The sequence below is a fragment of the Rhodococcus sp. O3 genome (assembly GCF_048897285.1).
GTDB lineage: Bacteria > Actinomycetota > Actinomycetes > Mycobacteriales > Mycobacteriaceae > Rhodococcus.
Genome location: NZ_JBMBTE010000046.1, coordinates 23,281 through 40,746 on the forward strand (window position 1 = coordinate 23,281; position 17,466 = coordinate 40,746).

Below are 17,466 nucleotides of genomic sequence, written 5' to 3' on the forward strand. Positions count from 1 at the left end.
ATCCCATGAAGCTTGCGGTCATCCCCGGTGACGGCATCGGTGTCGAGGTCACGGCCGAAGCGCTGAAGGTGCTGCGGAAACTCGTGCCCGATCTCGAGACCACCGAATACGACCTCGGCGCTCGCCGGTACAACGCCACCGGTGAACTCCTGCCGGAGGCGGACCTCGCCGCCATCCGCGAACACGACGCGATCCTGCTCGGCGCGATCGGTGACCCGTCGGTCACCCCCGGCATCCTGGAGCGTGGACTGCTGCTGAACATGCGGTTCGCCCTCGACCACCACGTGAACCTGCGTCCGTCGCGGCTGTACCCGGGAACGGCGTCGCCGCTCGCCGGTAACCCGGAGATGGATTTCGTCGTGGTTCGCGAAGGCACCGAGGGCCCGTACACCGGCAACGGTGGCGCCATCCGCGTCGGCACCCCGCACGAGATCGCCACCGAGGTGTCGATCAACACCTGGTTCGGCGCCGAGCGCGTCGTGCGCTACGCGTTCGAGCTGGCGCAGAGCCGCCGCAAGCACCTGACGCTCATCCACAAGACGAACGTGCTCTCCAATGCCGGGGCCATCTGGACCCGCGCGGTCGAGACGGTCGGCGCCGAGTACCCGGAGGTCGAGACGGCGTACTGCCACATCGACGCCGCGACGATCTACATGGTCACCGATCCCGGCCGGTTCGACGTCATCGTCACCGACAACCTGTTCGGCGACATCATCACCGACCTGGCCGGTGCGGTCACCGGTGGCATCGGCCTGGCTGCCAGCGGCAACATCGACGCCTCCGGCACCAACCCGTCGATGTTCGAGCCGGTGCACGGCAGCGCCCCGGACATCGCCGGCAAGGGAATCGCGGACCCGACCGCAGCGATCCTGTCGGCGGCCCTGCTGCTGCGTCACCTCGGTCGTGAGGACGACGCGGCCCGTATCGAAGCGGCCGTCGAGGCCGATCTCGCCGCACGCGGTACCGGACCGATCGTGACCACCGAGGTCGGCGATCGGATCGCGGCAGCGCTCTGAGGCAGCGCTTTCCGGCGGTGCTCCGAGACAGGGTCCCTCCGGCGGGTGGCCGCCGGAGGGACCCTCTTTTCGTCCTGCGGGACCAGCGGCTATTCGTCCCGCGGGACCAGGGGTACGGCCGCGAGCGGTGCGATGGCTGCAATCGCGAAGGCGACCGGGAAACCCACGGCACCGATCAACGCTCCGAAGGCGGGGCCGACAGCCGCGCCGGTGATGAACTGCCCGGTGTTCTGGATGCCCAGCGCGCGACCACCCCAGAACGGCCCGCCCAGCTCGGCGACCGCGGTGAACGCCAGTCCGTTGGGTGCGACGGTCGTCACGGACGCCACCAGCAGCATCACGATCGCGACGGGGGAGGCGAACCAGGCCGCGGCGGCCAGTGCCGCCATCGACACTGCGACGGACATCGCGACGATCCGCAGCGGTCCCAGCCGGCTACCCACCCGGTCCGACCACACACCCACGGCGACACGACCGAACGCGCCGAGGAACTGCGCCGCCGTGATCACCAGTCCGGCGCTCGTCTCGGTCCAGCCCAGGTCGGTGACCAGCCACAGGAGTGCAAAGGTCCACACCATGTGCTGGGGGATCACCAGCAGGATCGACGTCCCGTGGATGCGGGCCAGTGTCCGTGAACCGCGATAGGGATTGTCCAGTAAGCCCGTATCGGCGACGCCGTCCCGATCCGGACGGGGCGGGTCGACTATCCCGACCGCGCACGCGAGCGCTCCCACGCCGCACATGACTGCGGGAAATACCAGCGCCCAACCGATTCCGTGATCGCGGGCGAGCGGGGGAATCACCATCGCGGCCAACGCGACTCCCAGGGGAACGGACATCTGCCGGATGCCCATCGCCAGCCCCCGCTGTGCCGGTGGGAACCATCCGACGACGACGCGTCCGCTCGCGGCGTTCGCGCTGGCCGCGCCCGCCCCCGCGACCGCGAGCAGAACCGCCAGTGCGCCAGGGGCTGTAGTCGTCGCGGCGGCAGCCGTGGCCGCGGACGCGATGCCGAGACCCGCGGCGAGGGCGTGCCGCTCACCGAACCGATCGGCGATCGCTCCCCACGCGACGAGTGTGAGAACGCCCCCGAGAATCGGTGCGCCGGCGAGGGTTCCGGCCTGCGCGAGGTCCAGGCCGTGCTCGGTGTGGAGGGTGGGGATGAGGAAGGCCGTGCCGTTGACGACGGTGGCCTGCACGGTCTGTGCCAGCACGCCCAGGGCCAGGATCAGCCACCGTTTCCGGCCGATGTCGACGGCAACATCCATGGTGTCTCACTATCTGGGAACATATCTCGGACTATGAAACAGTGAACAAACGGTACACCCGGATCGACGGGGGCGCCGGGTGAGTGTCGGCACACCGATAGACTGCGCGTCATGCGCCTTGGTCGAATTGCCAGCCCGGACGGTGTCGCCTTCGTCAGCATCGAAGGTGAGTCGGATGCCGCGATCGCGAAAGAGATTGCCGAGCACCCTTTCGGGACGCCCACGTTCACCGGCCGTAGCTGGCCGCTCGCCGACGTCCGCCTGCTCGCGCCGATCCTCGCGAGCAAGGTCGTCGCCGTCGGACGCAACTATGCTGCGCACGCCGCGGAATTCGGCAACGAGGTGCCCGAGGAGCCGGTGATCTTCCTCAAGCCGAACACCTCGATCATCGGCCCCGGCGCCCCGATCGTCATCCCGCGCAACACCTCGCTCGTGCACCACGAAGCCGAACTCGCCGTCGTCATCGGCCGGCCGTGCAAGGACGTGCCCGCCGCGAAGGCACTCGCCGTCGTGCTCGGATACACCATCGCCAACGACGTGTCCGCTCGCGACCACCAGAAGCAGGACGGCCAGTGGGCCCGTGCCAAGGGGCACGACACGTTCTGCCCGCTCGGTCCGTGGATCGAGACGAACCTCGACGCCTCCGACCTCGAGATCTCCGCCGAGGTCGACGGGCAGGAGCGTCAGCGCAGCCGAACCTCGTTGCTGATCCACGACATTCCGAAGCTCATCGAGTGGGTTTCCGCCGTGATGACGCTGCTTCCGGGTGACGTCATCCTCACCGGAACCCCCGAGGGTGTCGGCCCCATCGAGCCGGGCAACACCGTGTCGGTGACGATCGAGAAGATCGGCACCCTCACCAATCCGGTCGTCGCGAAGGGCGCGTGACAACCGCACTTCGCTTCTGCCGCCGCGGCGGGGAGGACTAGCCTGGTAGGGACTTTTCATCCCTCTACCAGAGTGAGCCATGACCAGCAGCGAAGTACGCGTTCGATTCTGCCCGTCCCCGACCGGAACCCCGCACGTGGGCCTGGTGCGCACCGCCCTCTTCAACTGGGCCTTCGCGCGCCACCACGGCGGCACCTTCGTGTTCCGCATCGAAGACACCGACGCAGCCCGCGACACCGAGGAGTCGTACCAGGCGATCCTCGACGCCCTGCGCTGGCTCGGCCTGGAGTGGGACGAGGGGCCGGAGGTGGGCGGGCCGTACGAGCCGTACCGGCAGTCCCAGCGGCGGGATCTGCACCTCGACATCGTCGCCAAGCTCGTCGAGGCCGGTGAGGCCTACGAGTCGTTCTCGACTCCCGAGGAGGTCGAGGAGCGGCACAAGGCCGCCGGCCGCGACCCCAAGCTCGGCTACGACAACTTCGATCGCGACCTGACGCCCGAGCAGCGGCAGGCCTACCTCGACGAGGGACGCAAGCCGGTGGTGCGGCTGCGCATGCCCGACCACGACCTCACGTGGAACGACCTGGTGCGCGGTGAAACCACGTTCAAGGCGGGTGTGGTCCCGGACTTCGCGCTGACCCGCGGCAACGGCATCCCGCTGTACACGCTCGTCAACCCCGTCGACGACGCGCTGATGCGCATCACCCACGTGCTGCGCGGCGAGGACCTGCTCTCGTCGACGCCGCGCCAGCTCGCCCTGTACGAGGCGCTGCAGCGGATCGGTGTGGCCGATTTCACCCCGCAGTTCGGTCACCTGCCGTTCGTGATGGGACAGGGCAACAAGAAGCTGTCCAAGCGCGACCCCGAATCGAACCTGTTCCTGCACCGCGACCGCGGGTTCATCCCCGAGGGTCTGCTGAACTACCTCGCGCTGCTCGGCTGGGGCCTGGCCGAGGACCGCGACGTGTTCTCGCTCGACGAGATGGTCGCCGCGTTCGACGTCTCGAAGGTCAACTCGAACCCCGCTCGCTTCGACCAGAAGAAGGCCGACGCGATCAACGCCGAGCACATCCGCCTGCTCGAGCCCGCGGACTTCGCCGCGCGGTTGAAGGCCTTCCTGATCGAGCACGGCCACATCACGGCCGACGTCGACGACGCGCGGTTCTCCGCGGCCGCCGAACTCGTCCAGACCCGCATCGTCGTGCTGTCCGACGCCTGGGACCTGCTGAAGTTCCTGTTCGTCCCCGAGTCGGAGTTCACGGTGGACGAGGCGTCCGCCGCCAAGAACCTCGGTGCCGACGCCGCACCCGTGCTCGACGCGACCGTCGCCGCGCTCGACGGCGTGGGGGAGTGGACGACCGCCAACCTCGAGGAGGCGCTCAAGGCCGCTCTCATCGACGAGTTGGGCCTCAAGCCCCGCAAGGCGTTCGCGCCGGTCCGTGTCGCCATCTCGGGATCGCACATCAGCCCGCCGCTGTACGAGTCGATGGAACTGCTGGGCCGGGACGTGACCCTGGCGCGTCTGCGCTCCGCCCGCGCGGGCATCGCCTGACCTTCCCGCCGCTGCCGGCCCGGCCCGCCACCCTCCACACCCGGAGGGTGGCGGGCCGAGCCGTCTGCGGGGGATGGTTCCACGCCGCTCCGACGGGCAATTCATGCTCTTGACCAGGCGATTTGTAGTTCGTGGTGGGGTTGGTGCTAATCTTTCTCTCGGTTCGGAACGGAGGCCGCAGACGCCCGCAGGGCAGGCCGAAGGAACAGACCAATGGGGTATGGTGTAATTGGCAACACAGCTGATTCTGGTTCAGCCATTCTAGGTTCGAGTCCTGGTACCCCAGCTGAGATGCGGTGGTTTGCCCACAGCGTCTCGGCCAGCTAAGCTGGCTGAGCTTCCTCCGGGAAGCAACCAGAGAAGAAGTTCTCAGGCCCCCGTCGTCTAGCGGCCTAGGACGCCGCCCTCTCACGGCGGTAGCGTGGGTTCGAATCCCATCGGGGGTACCATGAACTGCCCATCGATCTCCGGATCGATGGGTGTTCTTCTCTGAAGAAGTGAAGATTGTCCAGGCCCCCGTCGTCTAGCGGCCTAGGACGCCGCCCTCTCACGGCGGTAGCGTGGGTTCGAATCCCATCGGGGGTACAGCGAAGGCCCTCCGAGCATTGCTCGGAGGGCCTTCCTCGTCGTCGGCACCGGCTATCCGCTCTTGCGCCGGAACTCGCGGTGATGGTCGGCGGTCGCATGCGGACCGTGCGCCTTCGAATCCGCGTCGAGATGGGCGGTGCCCCGGCCTGCGCGGCTGTTCTTGCGCTCGAGCGCTGCCCGGAACTGCTCCTTGATCCGGTCCTTGGACGTGTCGCTCATGACATCTCCCTCCGGTCGGCCGGTCTGGACTGCGAACGAATCTATCGCGACGCGGCAGCCCTGTCGCCGGATTTTCGGGCGCCTACAGGTACTGGGCCGTCGTGCCACCGATGGGCATCGCCGGCATGCCGAGCTTGCGGTGATCCCACGAGCGGATACGGTCCGGCACCACACGTACCGCGACGCGCTTGTGCATCATCCGCTCGACGGCGGGCAGCATCTCGTCGGTGTACGGACCGGTGTAGCGCTCCCAGACGTTGCGGCACACCGCGAAGAGGGTGTCGTGGTCGTCGGTGATCTCCGCGCGGCCCTCGATCGACACGCCCCGCAACTGGTCGTAGGTGTCGCCCGCCTCGACGAGCACGGTGATGCGGTTGTCGCGCCGCAGGTTCACCGTCTTCTGGGACTTGGCCTTGGTCTCGAACCAGATCTCACCGTCGATCAGCGCGTACCACATCGCGATGAGATGCGGTGTGCCCGACGGCCCGAGCGTCGCCATGTTGGCGATACGGCTGCGGTCGAGGAAGTCGAGGACTTCGTCGTCCGTCATGGTGATCTGTGCGCGTTGTTTGATGCCCATGGGACAGCACTGTGTCATGCGTCATGCCCGCATGTCACCACCGGCGGGGGAATCCTTCAGAGCCGCTTGTGGAGTGCTTCCGCGGCGGCGAGGAGATCGGACGCCCAGCGGGCGCCGGGCTTGCGTCCCATGCGGTCGATGGGGCCGGACACGGAGACCGCCGCGACGACCGTCCCGGCCGCGTCGCGCACGGGTGCGGCCACCGAGGCGACGCCCGGTTCGCGTTCGGCGGCGCTCTGCGCCCACCCTCGGCGGCGGACCTCCGCGAGGACGCGTTCACCGAACGCCGCGTCCGGCAGGATCGCCCGCTGGGTGGCGGCATCCGCCCATGCGAGCAGAACTTTCGCGCCGGACCCGGCGGTCATCGGCAGCCGAGCGCCGACGAGGACGGTGTCGCGCAGGCCCGTCGGGGGCTCGAGGGCGGCGACGCACACGCGCTGGGTGCCCTCCCTCCGGTACAGCTGCACGCTCTCCCCGGTGATCTCGCGCAGGCGGGGCAGGATGAGGGAGGCGGCCTCCACGAGCGGATCGCCCGCGCCGGCGGACAGTTCGGCCAGGCCCGGTCCGGGACGCCACTGGCCGTCGCTGTCCCGGGTGAGCAACCGGTGGATCTCGAGGCCGACGGCCAGCCGGTGCGCGGTCGCGCGCGGCAGGCCCGTGCGGCTGCACAGTTCGTTGAGGTTGCACGGCTGCTCGGCCACCGCGTGCAGCACGGACATCGCTTTGTCCAACACTCCGATGCCGCTATGCTGTCTCATAGGTCGATACCTCCGTCTCGCATACTGGGAAGCATAACCCATGTACCGACGGGCGGGGACGGCACCATACGCGGCCCGGTCACAGCCCCGAGAACCGGCAACCGCGTTCGTCACGTACGACAGGTGGAGAAGATGGCTGGAAAAACTCTGGCGGAGAAGGTGTGGGATCAGCACGTGGTCGTGCGCGGTGAGGGAGAGGGCTCGGCGCGGCAGCCGGATCTGATCTACATCGACCTGCATCTCGTGCACGAGGTCACGAGTCCTCAGGCGTTCGACGGCCTGCGGCTCGCCGGACGCCGGCTGCGGCGTCCCGATCTCACGATCGCGACCGAGGATCACAACGTCCCGACCGTCGACATCGACAAGCCCATCGCCGATCCGGTCTCGCGCACCCAGGTCGAGACGCTGCGCCGCAACTGCGAGGAATTCGGTGTCCGGCTGTACCCGATGGGCGACATCGACCAGGGCATCGTGCACGTCGTCGGCCCGCAGCTCGGTCTGACGCAGCCGGGCATGACGGTGGTGTGCGGCGACAGCCACACCTCCACCCACGGCGCATTCGGTGCCCTGGCAATGGGTATCGGCACGAGTGAGGTCGAGCACGTGATGGCGACACAGACGCTGTCGCTGCGCCCGTTCAAGACGATGGCGATCACCGTCGACGGCGAGCTGCCCGAGGGTGTCACGGGCAAGGACCTGATCCTCGCCGTCATCGCGAAGATCGGCACCGGCGGCGGTCAGGGCTACGTCCTCGAATACCGCGGCGACGCGATCCGCAAGCTGTCGATGGAAGCGCGGATGACGATCTGCAACATGTCGATCGAGGCGGGCGCCCGCGCCGGCATGATCGCGCCCGACGAGGTCACCTACGAGTACCTGAAGGGCCGTCCGCACGCCCCGCAGGGCGCGGACTGGGACGCGGCGGTCGCCGCGTGGGATGCGTTGCGTACCGACGAGGACGCAGGTTTCGACGCCGAGGTCCACATCGACGGTTCGTCGCTGACCCCCTTCGTCACGTGGGGGACCAACCCGGGCCAGGGTGCCCCGCTCGGCGCGAACGTGCCGGTGCCCGAGGAGATCGTCGACGAGACCGAGCGCCTGGCCGCCGAGAAGGCGCTGCGCTACATGGATCTCGAGCCCGGCATGCCGCTGCGTGAGATCGCCGTCGACACCGTCTTCATCGGTTCGTGCACCAACGGCCGCATCGAGGACCTGCGCGCCGTCGCCGATGTTCTCAAGGGACGCAAGGTCGCCGACGGGGTGCGGATGCTCGTCGTGCCCGGTTCGATGCGGGTGCGCGCCCAGGCCGAGGCCGAGGGCCTCGGCGAGATCTTCACTGCGGCGGGCGCCGAATGGCGTCAGGCCGGGTGCTCGATGTGCCTGGGTATGAACCCGGATCAGCTCGCGCCGGGCGAACGTTCGGCGTCGACGTCGAACCGCAACTTCGAAGGACGCCAGGGCAAGGGCGGGCGCACCCATCTCGTGTCGCCGGCGGTCGCGGCGGCGACCGCGGTGCGCGGCAAGCTCTCCGCCCCGGCGGATCTGGACTAGGTCAAGGGACCGAAGGAGAATTCTCGATGGAAGCCTTTACTACTCACAAGGGCATCGGTGTTCCGCTGCGCCGCTCGAACGTCGACACCGACCAGATCATCCCGGCGGTGTACCTGAAGCGCGTCACCCGTAGCGGATTCGAGGACGGCCTGTTCGCCGGCTGGCGCACCGATCCGTCGTTCGTGCTCAACACCCCGCCGTTCGACCGTGGCTCGGTTCTCGTGGCGGGACCCGACTTCGGTACCGGGTCGTCACGCGAGCACGCCGTGTGGGCTTTGTCCGATTACGGGTTCCGCGTCGTGATCTCGTCGCGCTTCGCCGACATCTTCCGCGGCAACGCCGGAAAGGCGGGCCTGCTCGCCGCTCAGGTCGAGCAGGCCGACGTCGAACTGCTGTGGAAGCTCATCGAACAGCAGCCCGGCCTCGAGCTCGAAGTCGATCTCGAGAAGCGGACCGTGACGGCCGGAACCACTGTGGTGCAGTTCGCTATTGACGACTACACGCGGTGGCGTCTGCTCGAGGGTCTCGACGACATCGGACTGACATTGCGGCAGGTAGACGCGATTTCCGAGTACGAAAACGCAAGGCCGTCATGGAAACCGACGACCCTCCCGACCCCCTGATCGAGGGTCCTTGCAGCACTGCCCCGGCGGGCCCGGCCGATGTGATCTTCGGCCGGGTCCGCCGTTCTATTTGCATGAGAATTGGCGTGGCACATAGACTCTTGCCCGTTTGCGGGTCTACCGTGGACTACAAGTCGGTCTGACGGTGGACCGTGATGTGCGGAGGAAATCAATGAACAAGGCAGAGCTGATCGACGTTCTGACCGAGAAGCTCGGTTCGGACAGGCGTACGGCAACGGCAGCCGTCGAGCACATCGTCGATGCGATCGTGCGCGCCGTGCATGCCGGGAACAGCGTCACCATCACCGGTTTCGGTGTCTTCGAGCAGCGTCGCCGCGCCGCTCGTGTCGCCCGTAACCCGCGCACCGGTGAGACCGTCAAGGTCAAGCCGACGTCCGTGCCGGCGTTCCGGCCGGGCGCTCAGTTCAAGGCGGTCATCGCCGGCACTCAGAAGCTTCCCGCGTCCGGTCCCGCCGTCAAGCGCGGTGTGGCTGCTCCGGTGAAGAAGGCTGCCGCGAAGAAGACCGCTGCGAAGAAGACCACCGCGGCCAAGAAGACCACGGCGGCAGCGGCCAAGAAGACCACCGCGGCCAAGAAGACCACGGCGGCAGCGAAGAAGACCGCTGCGGCGAAGAAGGCTCCGGCCAAGACCACGGCGGCCAAGAAGACCACGGCGGCAGCGAAGAAGACCACGGCGGCGAAGAAGGCTCCGGCCAAGACCACGGCGGCCAAGAAGACCACCGCGGCGAAGAAGGCTCCGGCCAAGACCACGGCGGCCAAGAAGACCACCGCGGCCAAGAAGACCACGGCGGCCAAGAAGACCACCGCGGCCAAGAAGACCACGGCCCGCCGGGGCGCAGCCAAGAAGTAAGGCGCAGCCGAGAAGTAATCGGCGTGCGGCCCGCTCGGGCCGCATCCGCTGAGCGCAACCGTTTCGGCGGTCACCGGATCCGTTCCGGTGACCGCCGAAGTGCATTCGGGCACCCGTCTATCGGGGCGGGGCGGGCAGAGCGCTCTCGATGTGGTCGATCGCGACGACCCGGTCCCCGTGCAGCGACAGCACCCACGTGCTGCCCTTGCGATTGCGGGTCGCGGGCACGGTGACGCCGTCCCGTTCAGCCCACCACCGGATGAGGTCCGGAATCACCTTGCCCTGACTGCAGATCACCGGTGAACCGCCGCGCCGGGCGATCTCCAGCGTGCGTTTGCGGCCCAGCTGCGGATCGGCTGCGTAGTCTTCCTCGTTGAGCGACGGTTCGATCGCGATGTCGACGCCCAGCTGTTCGGCGAGCGGCTCCACCGTCTGGATGCAGCGCACACGGTCTGCGGCCGTGATGCTGTCCGCACCGAACGCGCGCAGCTGTGCGACGAGTGCCTCGGCCTGGGCCTTGCCCACCGAGTCGAGCGGCCGCAGCCGGTCGTCACCGCGATGCTGTTTGCGGCTGCCGGCCTTGGCGTGCCGCACGATCAGAACGGTCTTCGTATCCACCGGCAGGGCCCGGAATCGGCGCAGCACCGTGCGATCCATCGGGTACGACAGCTGGTCGAACGCGGTGTCCGGGTCCTCCCAGCGCAACTCGTCGACCTCGTGGTTCGGCACGAACTCGCCGCGGACCGCACGCGCCGCCCAATAGTCGACCCGTTTGAGTTTGCGGTGTCCCGGAACGGGATACGTGATCTTGCCGAGATGCCGGCCGAGCTGTGCCCGGAATCCGGTCTCCTCCTCGATCTCGCGGACCGCCGCGACGACCGCCGTCTCACCGGGATCGAGCTTGCCCTTCGGGAAGCTCCAGTCGTCGTAGCGGGGTCGGTGGACGAGCGCGACCTCGACCCGCGCCGGATCGGCCGGGTTCGGTCGCCAGAGCACGGCGCCCGCGGCGAAGATGTTCGCCTTCACGGGTTTGTCGGAATTCACCGGTTTCCGGGGGGAAGTCACCGAAGTCCTTCCGACACTCACGACCGGCTGCGCATGAGCTCGACCTGGTGGTCACGAGCGGCGGTGCCCGGCGCCGGCGATGCCGACCAGGTGCCGTCGCTTTCCAGGGTCCAGCATCGCGTGGCAGGGTCCAGGGCGGAATCGAAGATCGAACCCAGCTGCTTGGTCAGCCGCGAATCCTTCACCTGCACCATCACTTCGACGCGGCGATCGAGATTGCGGTGCATCATGTCCGCGCTGCCGATCCAGAATTCGTCGGCGCCGCGGAAGTGCAGTATCCGCGAATGCTCGAGGAAACGACCCAGAATGGACCGCACGGTGATGTTCTCGCTCAGACCCGGGACACCCGGTTTGAGCGCGCAGATACCGCGCACCACGATCTCGACCGGAACCCCGGCGCGGGACGCCCGATACAGCGCGTCGATGACCTGCTCGTCGACCAGAGCATTCGCCTTCAAGCGGATTCCCGTGGTGCCTCCGGCGGCATCTCCCGTCGCTGCGCTCGTCCTGGCGGCGAGCTCGATCTCGCGGTCGATGCGCTCGATGATGCCGGCCCGCACCCCGTGCGGAGCGACCAGCAGGTTGCGGTACTTCGCCTTCCGGGAGTACCCGGTGAGTGTGTTGAACAGATCGGTGAGGTCCGAGCCGATCTCGGGATCGGAGGTCAGCAGACCCACATCCTCGTACAGGCGCGCGGTCTTCGGGTTGTAGTTGCCCGTTCCGATGTGGCAGTAGCGGCGGATCGTCGAACCTTCGCGCCGCACCACCAGACACGTCTTGCAGTGCGTCTTGAGACCGACGAGGCCGTACACCACGTGCACACCGGCCTGTTCGAGCTTGCGCGCCCACTTGATGTTCGCCTGCTCGTCGAACCGCGCCTTGATCTCGACGAGCGCCACAACCTGCTTGCCGGCCTCGGCGGCCGCGATGAGCGCATTGACGATGGGGGAGTCGCCCGAGGTGCGGTAGAGGGTCTGCTTGATGGCGAGAACCTGGCTGTCCGCGGCTGCCTGCTCGATGAAGCGCTGCACACTGGTGGAGAACGAATCGTACGGATGGTGCACGAGTACATCGCCTTCCCGGAGCGTGGAGAACACGCTCTTGGGGGTCTCGCGCTCACCGAACGCCGGGTGCGTCGCCGGGACGAAGGGTGCGTCCTTCAGGTCCGGCCGGTCGACGGAGTAGACCTGCCACAGGCTCGACAGGTCGAGCAGGCCCGGCAATTGCACGACGTCGGCGGGGTCGACATCGAGTTCGCGCAACAGCAGGTCGAGCATGTGCTCGGTCATGTCGTCGGAGACCTCGAGCCGCACCGGCGAACCGAAACGGCGTCGTGCCAGTTCGCGTTCGAGGGCCTGCAGCAGATCCTCGTCGCGGTCCTCCTCGACCTCGAAATCGGCGTTGCGGGTGACGCGGAACGCGTGGTGCTCGACGATCTCCATGCCGGGGAACAACACGTGCAGGTGCGCGGCGATCAATTCTTCGAGAGGCAGGAAAGCGGGGATACCCTCGGAGCTGCCGGGCCGGTCGACCCGGACGAACCGGTCGACGTTGTCCGGAACCTTCACGCGCGCGAAGTGCTCACCCGCGGACTTCAGATCCTTCACTGTCACGGCGAGATTGAGGCTCAGCCCGCTGATGTAGGGGAACGGGTGCGCGGGATCGACGGCGAGCGGGGTCAGAACCGGGAACACCTGCTCCGCGAAATAGTCGGTCAGACGTACCTTCTCGTCGTCCGACAGCTCGGACCACCGGATGATCGAGATGCCTTCGGTTGCGAGATCGGGCTGGACCATGTCGAGGAACACCCGGGAGTGCCGGTTGGCGAGTTCGCGCGTGGACGAGGCGATCAGCGCGAGCTGGGCGCGCGGAGACAGTCCGTCCGCGGACCGTACCGCCAGGCCGGTTTCCGCGCGGCGCTTCAGGCCTGCGACACGCACCATGTAGAACTCGTCGAGATTCGACGCGAAGATCGCGAGGAACTTGGCGCGTTCGAGCAGCGGCAGCGACGTGTCCTCGGCGAGTGCGAGAACTCGCGCATTGAAATCGACCCAGCTCAGTTCGCGGTTGAGATACCGGCCTTCGGGAAGGCCGTCGGCGAGCGCCGGCAGCGCAGCGGCAGCGGGCGGCGCTGCCGGGGCGGAACCGATCCGCGACGTCGTCGCGGTCGCGACGCTGTTCGGTACGGAGCGCTCGGAAGAATCGGGGTCGGACCGTCGATCTGTGCTGTCACCGTTGTTCACGGATTCATTGTGGCAGGAACCGGTTAACGCAGGGAGCCGAGCGGAAGCCCGATCCGGTCGAGCGTCGCGGTGGTCGCGGGCCCGACACCCAGCGCCACGGCCGCCTCGAGATCGGCTCCGGTGTCGACATCGAGCCGGAGCCCGGGCCAATCGCCCTCGAGCGCGCGGGCGCCGGATGCGATGTGGCGGGCGGCGGAATCCGATCCGAACCGCGGCTCGAACGGCCGATCGGGGAAACAGTGCACGAGCACAGAGGTGCCGGCCCCGGTGTGGTCCACGACCACCGCCCGGCCGACCCGCCGCGCGTGCGCGAGCGCCTCGGCGAGTTCGCTCGGGTGCACGGCCGGAAGATCCGCCTGCAGCGCGACGAGCGTCGCCTCCGGCGTCGACGTCCGGATCTGCCCCGCGGCATACGACAGTGCCGCGTTGAGCGGTTCCGTTCCGCTGTCGGGAGGATCCGCCAGGACGTGGGCGCCGCGCGCTCTCGCGGCCCGGGCGACGTCCGGATCGCCGGTGACGACGGTGACCGTGACGTCCTCGAGCTGCAGTGCCGCGTCCAGCGTGTCCTCGAACATCGCCAGCGCCAGATCGGCGCGCTCGCCGGGGGTGTAGACCCGCGCCAGCCGCGTCTTCGCCAGGCCGAGGGCCTTGACGGGGATCAGCACGTGCGGGGCGGTCATGGCTGCCGATTCTGCCAGCCGGGGGAAGCCGGCGCGGTTCGGTGTCCCGTCGTGCGTCCCCGGGCGCGGGTGTTCGCGCAGCTCGCGACGATCGCCTGGGCAATACTGTGACGACGCAATACTGTGACGACGAGTGGCCGGGTCGACGAGTGGTCGGTGATCGGCCGGTGGTGGTGATACGAGCAAAGGGGACTGCGTGAGCAAGGCGACGGTGTTGGGGGCGGGCTCGTGGGGGACGGCGTTCGCGAAGGTGCTGGCCGACGCCGGAACCGATGTGACGATCTGGTCGCGCCGTGCGGAGGTCGCCGAGTCGATCGAGACGCGGCACGAGAATCCCGGATACCTGCCGGGTGTCACGCTGCCCGAATCGCTGCGCGCGACATCGGATCACCGGCTCGCCCTCGCGGGTGCCGATTTCGTGGTCCTCGCGGTGCCGTCGCAGTCGTTGCGCGAGAACCTGGAGCACTGGCGGGACGACATCGGCCCGAATGTCACGCTCGTCAGTCTCGCCAAGGGGATCGAGCAGGGCACGCTGCTGCGGATGAGTCAGGTGATCGCGCAGGTGACCGGCGCCGAAGAGAGCCGCATCGCGGTACTGTCCGGGCCGAATCTCGCCCGCGAGATCGCCGAAGGCCAGCCCGCCGCGACCGTGATCGCCTGCACCGATTCGGGGCGCGCCATGCAGATCCAAAAGTCCTGTGCCACAGGCTATTTCCGCCCTTATACGAACTCCGACGTGATCGGCTGCGAGGTCGGCGGGGCCTGCAAGAACGTCATTGCACTGGCGTGCGGGATGGCTGCCGGTGTGGGTCTGGGCGACAACACGATTGCGACGATCATCACGCGCGGCCTCGCCGAGGTCACCCGGCTCGGCACGGCACTCGGCGCCAAGCCGGCGACGCTCGCCGGTCTCGCCGGCGTCGGGGATCTCGTGGCCACGTGCACCTCGCCGCTGTCGCGGAACCGGTCGTTCGGTGAACGTCTCGGGCAGGGCGGTTCGCTCGAGAGTGCCCAGGAGGCCACGCACGGTCAGGTCGCCGAAGGCGTCAAGTCGTGCACGTCTGTGCGTGCGCTTGCGGCCAACTACGACGTCGAGATGCCGTTGACCGACGCGGTGCACCAGGTCTGCTACGAGGGACTGTCGGTACCCGAAGCGATCGGCCGGTTGCTCGGCCGTCGCACCAAGCCGGAGTGAGCCGGCCGTGGCGCGTGATCAGCGACCGCGGGGCGATTCGACGCGTTGTGTGAAAGCAGTTGCGGCAGAACATGAACCGGGTGCACCGCTGCAGCCGGGGCCGGTGTTCGCGGCGCCCTATCAACTCGGCCCCGACGAGGATCCGGCGCTGGACAGCTACGCACGCGCATCGAATCCCGGTTGGAGGGCACTCGAATCGGCGCTCGCGGAGCTGGAAGGCGCGGCCGCGGCGCGCGTCGTCGGGTCCGGAATGTCCGCTGTCACCGTCGCGTTGCGGTCGCTGGCGCAACCGGGCGGCACCGTCGTCGTTCCGTCCGACGGCTACTACCAGGTCCGCGCGTACGCCCAGGAGTTCCTGGCGCCGCACGGGGTGACCGTCGTCGAACTGTCCTGCGCGGAGTTCGGCGACGGCACTCTGACGGACGTTCTGGTGACCGCTCCCGACAATTCCGTCGTGCTGGTCGAGACACCGTCGAATCCCGGCCTCGACACCGTGGACCTGCGCGCGATCGCAACCGTGTGCCACATGTGCGACGCACTGCTGCTCGTCGACAACACCACGGCCACCCCGCTCGGCCAGCAGCCGCTGGCGCTCGGCGCGGACGCCGTCGTCGCGAGCGGCACCAAATCGCTCAGCGGCCACAGCGACCTGTTGTTCGGATACCTCGCCGTCGCCGACTCCGCGTTACTGCCGCGCATCGACTGGGAGCGGTTGTTCTCCGGAACCGTCCTCGGACCGTTCGAGACGTGGCTGGCGCATCGCAGCCTCGGGACCGCGGGCCTGCGGTTCGAGCGGCAGTGCGCCAACGCCCTCGCGGTCGCGCGGATGCTGCGATCGCATCCCGCCGTCGAGGGGGTGCGCTATCCGGGGCTGCCGGACGATCCCGCCCATCCGGTCGCCGCCGCGCAGATGAGCAGGTTCGGTCCGCTGTTGACGTTCCGGCTTGCCGACGAGCACGCCTTCCACCGGTTCGTCGCGGCCTCCGAGCTGGTCGGAGCGGCGACGAGTTTCGGCGGGATCCACACCACGGCCGACCGGCGCGCCCGCTGGGGCGACCGCGTGCCCGCCGGATTCGTCCGGCTCTCGTGCGGCATCGAGGATGCCGAGGACCTTCTCGCCGACATCGACGCGGCTCTCCGGGTGGTGTGACGAGCGCATCTCCGGCGAGGAAGGAGCCCTACTCGGGTATGGCGACCGGGACCCGTGCCGGTACGGTTTGTACGTGAGCAATCCCCGCACCCGGGTGGCTGTCGTGTTCGGCGGCCGCAGCAACGAACATTCCGTCTCCTGCGTTTCCGCAGGCAGCATCCTGAGCAACCTCGATCCGGAACTGTACGAGGTCGTGCCGATCGGGATCACCACCGACGGCGCGTGGGTGCTCGGCGACTCCGATCCCGCCCGCCTCGCGAAGGCCGGGCGCGAACTGCCGACGGTCGCGGCGGACGGGTCGGCCCTCGTGCTCACCGCCGACCCGACCCGCAGCGGCGACATCGTCGCACTCGACGAAGGGGAGTTCGGCAAGGTCCTCGCGTCGGTCGACGTGGTGTTCCCGGTGCTGCACGGCGCCTACGGGGAGGACGGCACGATCCAGGGATTGCTCGAGCTCGCGGGCATCCCGTACGTCGGTCCGGGTGTGCTCGCCAGTGCCGCGGGCATGGACAAGGAATTCACCAAGAAGCTGCTGGCCGCCGAGGGGCTGCCGGTCGGTTTCCAGATCGTGCTGCGCCCGGGAGTCGATTCGCTCACCGAGGAGCAGAAGGAGCAGCTGGGTCTGCCGGTGTTCGTCAAGCCCGCCCGCGGCGGCTCGTCCATCGGCATCAGCCGGGTCGCCGACTGGGAGTCGTTCGACGCGGCACTCGAGAAGGCGCGCCGGCACGATCCGAAGGTCATCGTCGAATCCGCGATCGTCGGGCGCGAGGTCGAGTGCGGCGTGCTCGAATTCCCGGACGGTGACGTGCGGGCCAGCGTGGTCGCCGAGATCCGCATGCCGGACAGTTCCGGCAACCACGAGGCTTTCTACGACTTCGACACCAAGTACCTCGACGACGTGTGCGAGTTCGACGTGCCCGCGAAACTCGACGACGACGTCAGCGAGAAACTGCGGGCACTCGCGGTCCGCGCGTTCCGGGCACTCGACTGCCAGGGGCTGTCGCGCGTCGACTTCTTCGTGACCGACAACGGACCGGTGATCAACGAGATCAACACCATGCCCGGATTCACGTCGATCTCGATGTACCCGCGGATGTGGGAGGCGGCGGGCATCGGCTACGGCGAGCTCGTCTCGATCCTCGTGCAGACCGCTCTCGCCCGGGGCACCGGGCTGCGCTGACCGCCCGGACACGGGCTGTACCGAGCGGCAGTGGCGGGC

Annotated in this window: 16 protein-coding genes and 3 tRNA genes; 12 read left to right on the forward strand and 7 right to left on the reverse strand. The window is 68.3% G+C overall.

The genetic code is table 11. The features are described 5' to 3' along the window. Positions 1 to 5: 5 nt before the first annotated feature. Positions 6 to 1,016, forward strand: a complete 1,011-nt coding sequence (locus ACN675_RS14895; RefSeq protein WP_420751579.1) for a 3-isopropylmalate dehydrogenase — start codon at positions 6 to 8, stop codon at positions 1,014 to 1,016. Positions 1,017 to 1,105: 89 nt separating this feature from the next. Here the strand turns inward: ACN675_RS14895 and ACN675_RS14900 are convergent, their stop codons facing one another. Beyond that, positions 1,106 to 2,284 (reverse strand): MFS transporter, encoded by a 1,179-nt coding sequence (locus ACN675_RS14900; RefSeq protein WP_420751580.1) that lies wholly within the window; start codon positions 2,282 to 2,284, stop codon positions 1,106 to 1,108. A 111-nt stretch (positions 2,285 to 2,395) separates the two neighbouring features. On the opposite strand from ACN675_RS14900, the gene ACN675_RS14905 reads away from it, so the two are divergent. From ACN675_RS14905 to ACN675_RS14925, 5 genes are all read left to right on the forward strand, one after another. Continuing rightward, positions 2,396 to 3,172, forward strand: a complete 777-nt coding sequence (locus ACN675_RS14905; RefSeq protein ID WP_420751581.1) for a fumarylacetoacetate hydrolase family protein — start codon at positions 2,396 to 2,398, stop codon at positions 3,170 to 3,172. Between the two features lie 79 nt (positions 3,173 to 3,251). After that, entirely contained in the window at positions 3,252 to 4,724 is a 1,473-nt protein-coding gene (gltX, locus tag ACN675_RS14910; RefSeq protein WP_420751582.1) for a glutamate--tRNA ligase, read from the forward strand. 214 nt (positions 4,725 to 4,938) lie between these two features. Further along, positions 4,939 to 5,010: transfer RNA gene (locus tag ACN675_RS14915), tRNA-Gln, on the forward strand. A gap of 87 nt (positions 5,011 to 5,097) precedes the next feature. Further along, a tRNA-Glu gene (locus ACN675_RS14920) sits at positions 5,098 to 5,173 on the forward strand. Between the two features lie 63 nt (positions 5,174 to 5,236). Further along, positions 5,237 to 5,309: transfer RNA gene (locus ACN675_RS14925), tRNA-Glu, on the forward strand. A 54-nt stretch (positions 5,310 to 5,363) separates the two neighbouring features. Here the strand turns inward: ACN675_RS14925 and ACN675_RS14930 are convergent. The 3 genes from ACN675_RS14930 to ACN675_RS14940 all read right to left on the reverse strand — a co-directional run bounded on the left by ACN675_RS14930 (position 5,364) and on the right by ACN675_RS14940 (position 6,869). Next, complete coding sequence (locus ACN675_RS14930) at positions 5,364 to 5,531, reverse strand: DUF5302 domain-containing protein (protein ID WP_197257340.1); 168 nt, start codon at positions 5,529 to 5,531, stop codon at positions 5,364 to 5,366. A gap of 82 nt (positions 5,532 to 5,613) precedes the next feature. Further along, entirely contained in the window at positions 5,614 to 6,111 is a 498-nt protein-coding gene (locus ACN675_RS14935) for a pyridoxamine 5'-phosphate oxidase family protein (RefSeq protein WP_420751583.1), read from the reverse strand. A gap of 56 nt (positions 6,112 to 6,167) precedes the next feature. Next, the gene (locus ACN675_RS14940) at positions 6,168 to 6,869 is read right to left on the reverse strand and encodes an IclR family transcriptional regulator (protein ID WP_420751584.1); all 702 of its coding nucleotides are present in this window, start codon (positions 6,867 to 6,869) and stop codon (positions 6,168 to 6,170) included. A gap of 123 nt (positions 6,870 to 6,992) precedes the next feature. Between ACN675_RS14940 and leuC the strand changes: the two genes are divergently transcribed. The 3 genes from leuC (at position 6,993) to ACN675_RS14955 (ending at position 9,914) form a co-directional block, all read left to right on the forward strand. Next, positions 6,993 to 8,420 (forward strand): 3-isopropylmalate dehydratase large subunit, encoded by a 1,428-nt coding sequence (gene leuC / locus ACN675_RS14945; protein WP_420751585.1) that lies wholly within the window; start codon positions 6,993 to 6,995, stop codon positions 8,418 to 8,420. 26 nt (positions 8,421 to 8,446) lie between these two features. Then, positions 8,447 to 9,043, forward strand: coding sequence for a 3-isopropylmalate dehydratase small subunit (gene leuD / locus ACN675_RS14950; protein ID WP_248673331.1), 597 nt, complete (start codon positions 8,447 to 8,449; stop codon positions 9,041 to 9,043). 172 nt (positions 9,044 to 9,215) lie between these two features. Next, positions 9,216 to 9,914, forward strand: coding sequence for an HU family DNA-binding protein (locus ACN675_RS14955; protein ID WP_420751586.1), 699 nt, complete (start codon positions 9,216 to 9,218; stop codon positions 9,912 to 9,914). A gap of 117 nt (positions 9,915 to 10,031) precedes the next feature. On the opposite strand, the gene ACN675_RS14960 is transcribed toward ACN675_RS14955, so the two are convergent. The 3 genes from ACN675_RS14960 to cofC are packed head-to-tail and all read right to left on the reverse strand — an operon-like array spanning position 10,032 to position 13,902. Continuing rightward, positions 10,032 to 10,979, reverse strand: a complete 948-nt coding sequence (locus ACN675_RS14960; protein WP_420751587.1) for an NUDIX hydrolase — start codon at positions 10,977 to 10,979, stop codon at positions 10,032 to 10,034. A gap of 17 nt (positions 10,980 to 10,996) precedes the next feature. Then, positions 10,997 to 13,222: an RNA degradosome polyphosphate kinase gene (locus ACN675_RS14965; RefSeq protein ID WP_420751588.1), complete on the reverse strand. Its 2,226-nt coding sequence runs from the start codon at positions 13,220 to 13,222 to the stop codon at positions 10,997 to 10,999. A 23-nt stretch (positions 13,223 to 13,245) separates the two neighbouring features. After that, positions 13,246 to 13,902, reverse strand: a complete 657-nt coding sequence (gene cofC / locus ACN675_RS14970) for a 2-phospho-L-lactate guanylyltransferase (RefSeq protein ID WP_420751589.1) — start codon at positions 13,900 to 13,902, stop codon at positions 13,246 to 13,248. Between the two features lie 196 nt (positions 13,903 to 14,098). Between cofC and ACN675_RS14975 the strand changes: the two genes are divergently transcribed. The 3 genes from ACN675_RS14975 (at position 14,099) to ACN675_RS14985 (ending at position 17,427) form a co-directional block, all read left to right on the forward strand. Then, complete coding sequence (locus tag ACN675_RS14975; RefSeq protein WP_420751590.1) at positions 14,099 to 15,097, forward strand: NAD(P)H-dependent glycerol-3-phosphate dehydrogenase; 999 nt, start codon at positions 14,099 to 14,101, stop codon at positions 15,095 to 15,097. Between the two features lie 7 nt (positions 15,098 to 15,104). After that, positions 15,105 to 16,247, forward strand: a complete 1,143-nt coding sequence (locus ACN675_RS14980; RefSeq protein WP_420751591.1) for a cystathionine gamma-lyase — start codon at positions 15,105 to 15,107, stop codon at positions 16,245 to 16,247. Between the two features lie 73 nt (positions 16,248 to 16,320). Then, a complete protein-coding gene (locus ACN675_RS14985; RefSeq protein ID WP_420751592.1) occupies positions 16,321 to 17,427 on the forward strand; it encodes a D-alanine--D-alanine ligase family protein in 1,107 nt (368 codons plus the stop codon). Positions 17,428 to 17,466 lie beyond the last annotated feature (39 nt).

Excerpts from the sequence above, each read along its gene's own strand:
- leuD (WP_248673331.1), top strand. The coding sequence starts at position 8,447 with ATGGAAGCCTTTACTACTCACAAGGGCATCGGTGTTCCGCTGCGCCGC.
- cofC (WP_420751589.1), bottom strand. The coding sequence starts at position 13,902 with ATGACCGCCCCGCACGTGCTGATCCCCGTCAAGGCCCTCGGCCTGGCG.
- ACN675_RS14900 (WP_420751580.1), bottom strand. The coding sequence starts at position 2,284 with ATGGATGTTGCCGTCGACATCGGCCGGAAACGGTGGCTGATCCTGGCC.
- gltX (WP_420751582.1), top strand. The coding sequence starts at position 3,252 with ATGACCAGCAGCGAAGTACGCGTTCGATTCTGCCCGTCCCCGACCGGA.
- ACN675_RS14935 (WP_420751583.1), bottom strand. The coding sequence starts at position 6,111 with ATGGGCATCAAACAACGCGCACAGATCACCATGACGGACGACGAAGTC.
- ACN675_RS14955 (WP_420751586.1), top strand. The coding sequence starts at position 9,216 with ATGAACAAGGCAGAGCTGATCGACGTTCTGACCGAGAAGCTCGGTTCG.
- ACN675_RS14940 (WP_420751584.1), bottom strand. The coding sequence starts at position 6,869 with ATGAGACAGCATAGCGGCATCGGAGTGTTGGACAAAGCGATGTCCGTG.
- ACN675_RS14905 (WP_420751581.1), top strand. The coding sequence starts at position 2,396 with ATGCGCCTTGGTCGAATTGCCAGCCCGGACGGTGTCGCCTTCGTCAGC.
- ACN675_RS14895 (WP_420751579.1), top strand. The coding sequence starts at position 6 with ATGAAGCTTGCGGTCATCCCCGGTGACGGCATCGGTGTCGAGGTCACG.
- ACN675_RS14930 (WP_197257340.1), bottom strand. The coding sequence starts at position 5,531 with ATGAGCGACACGTCCAAGGACCGGATCAAGGAGCAGTTCCGGGCAGCG.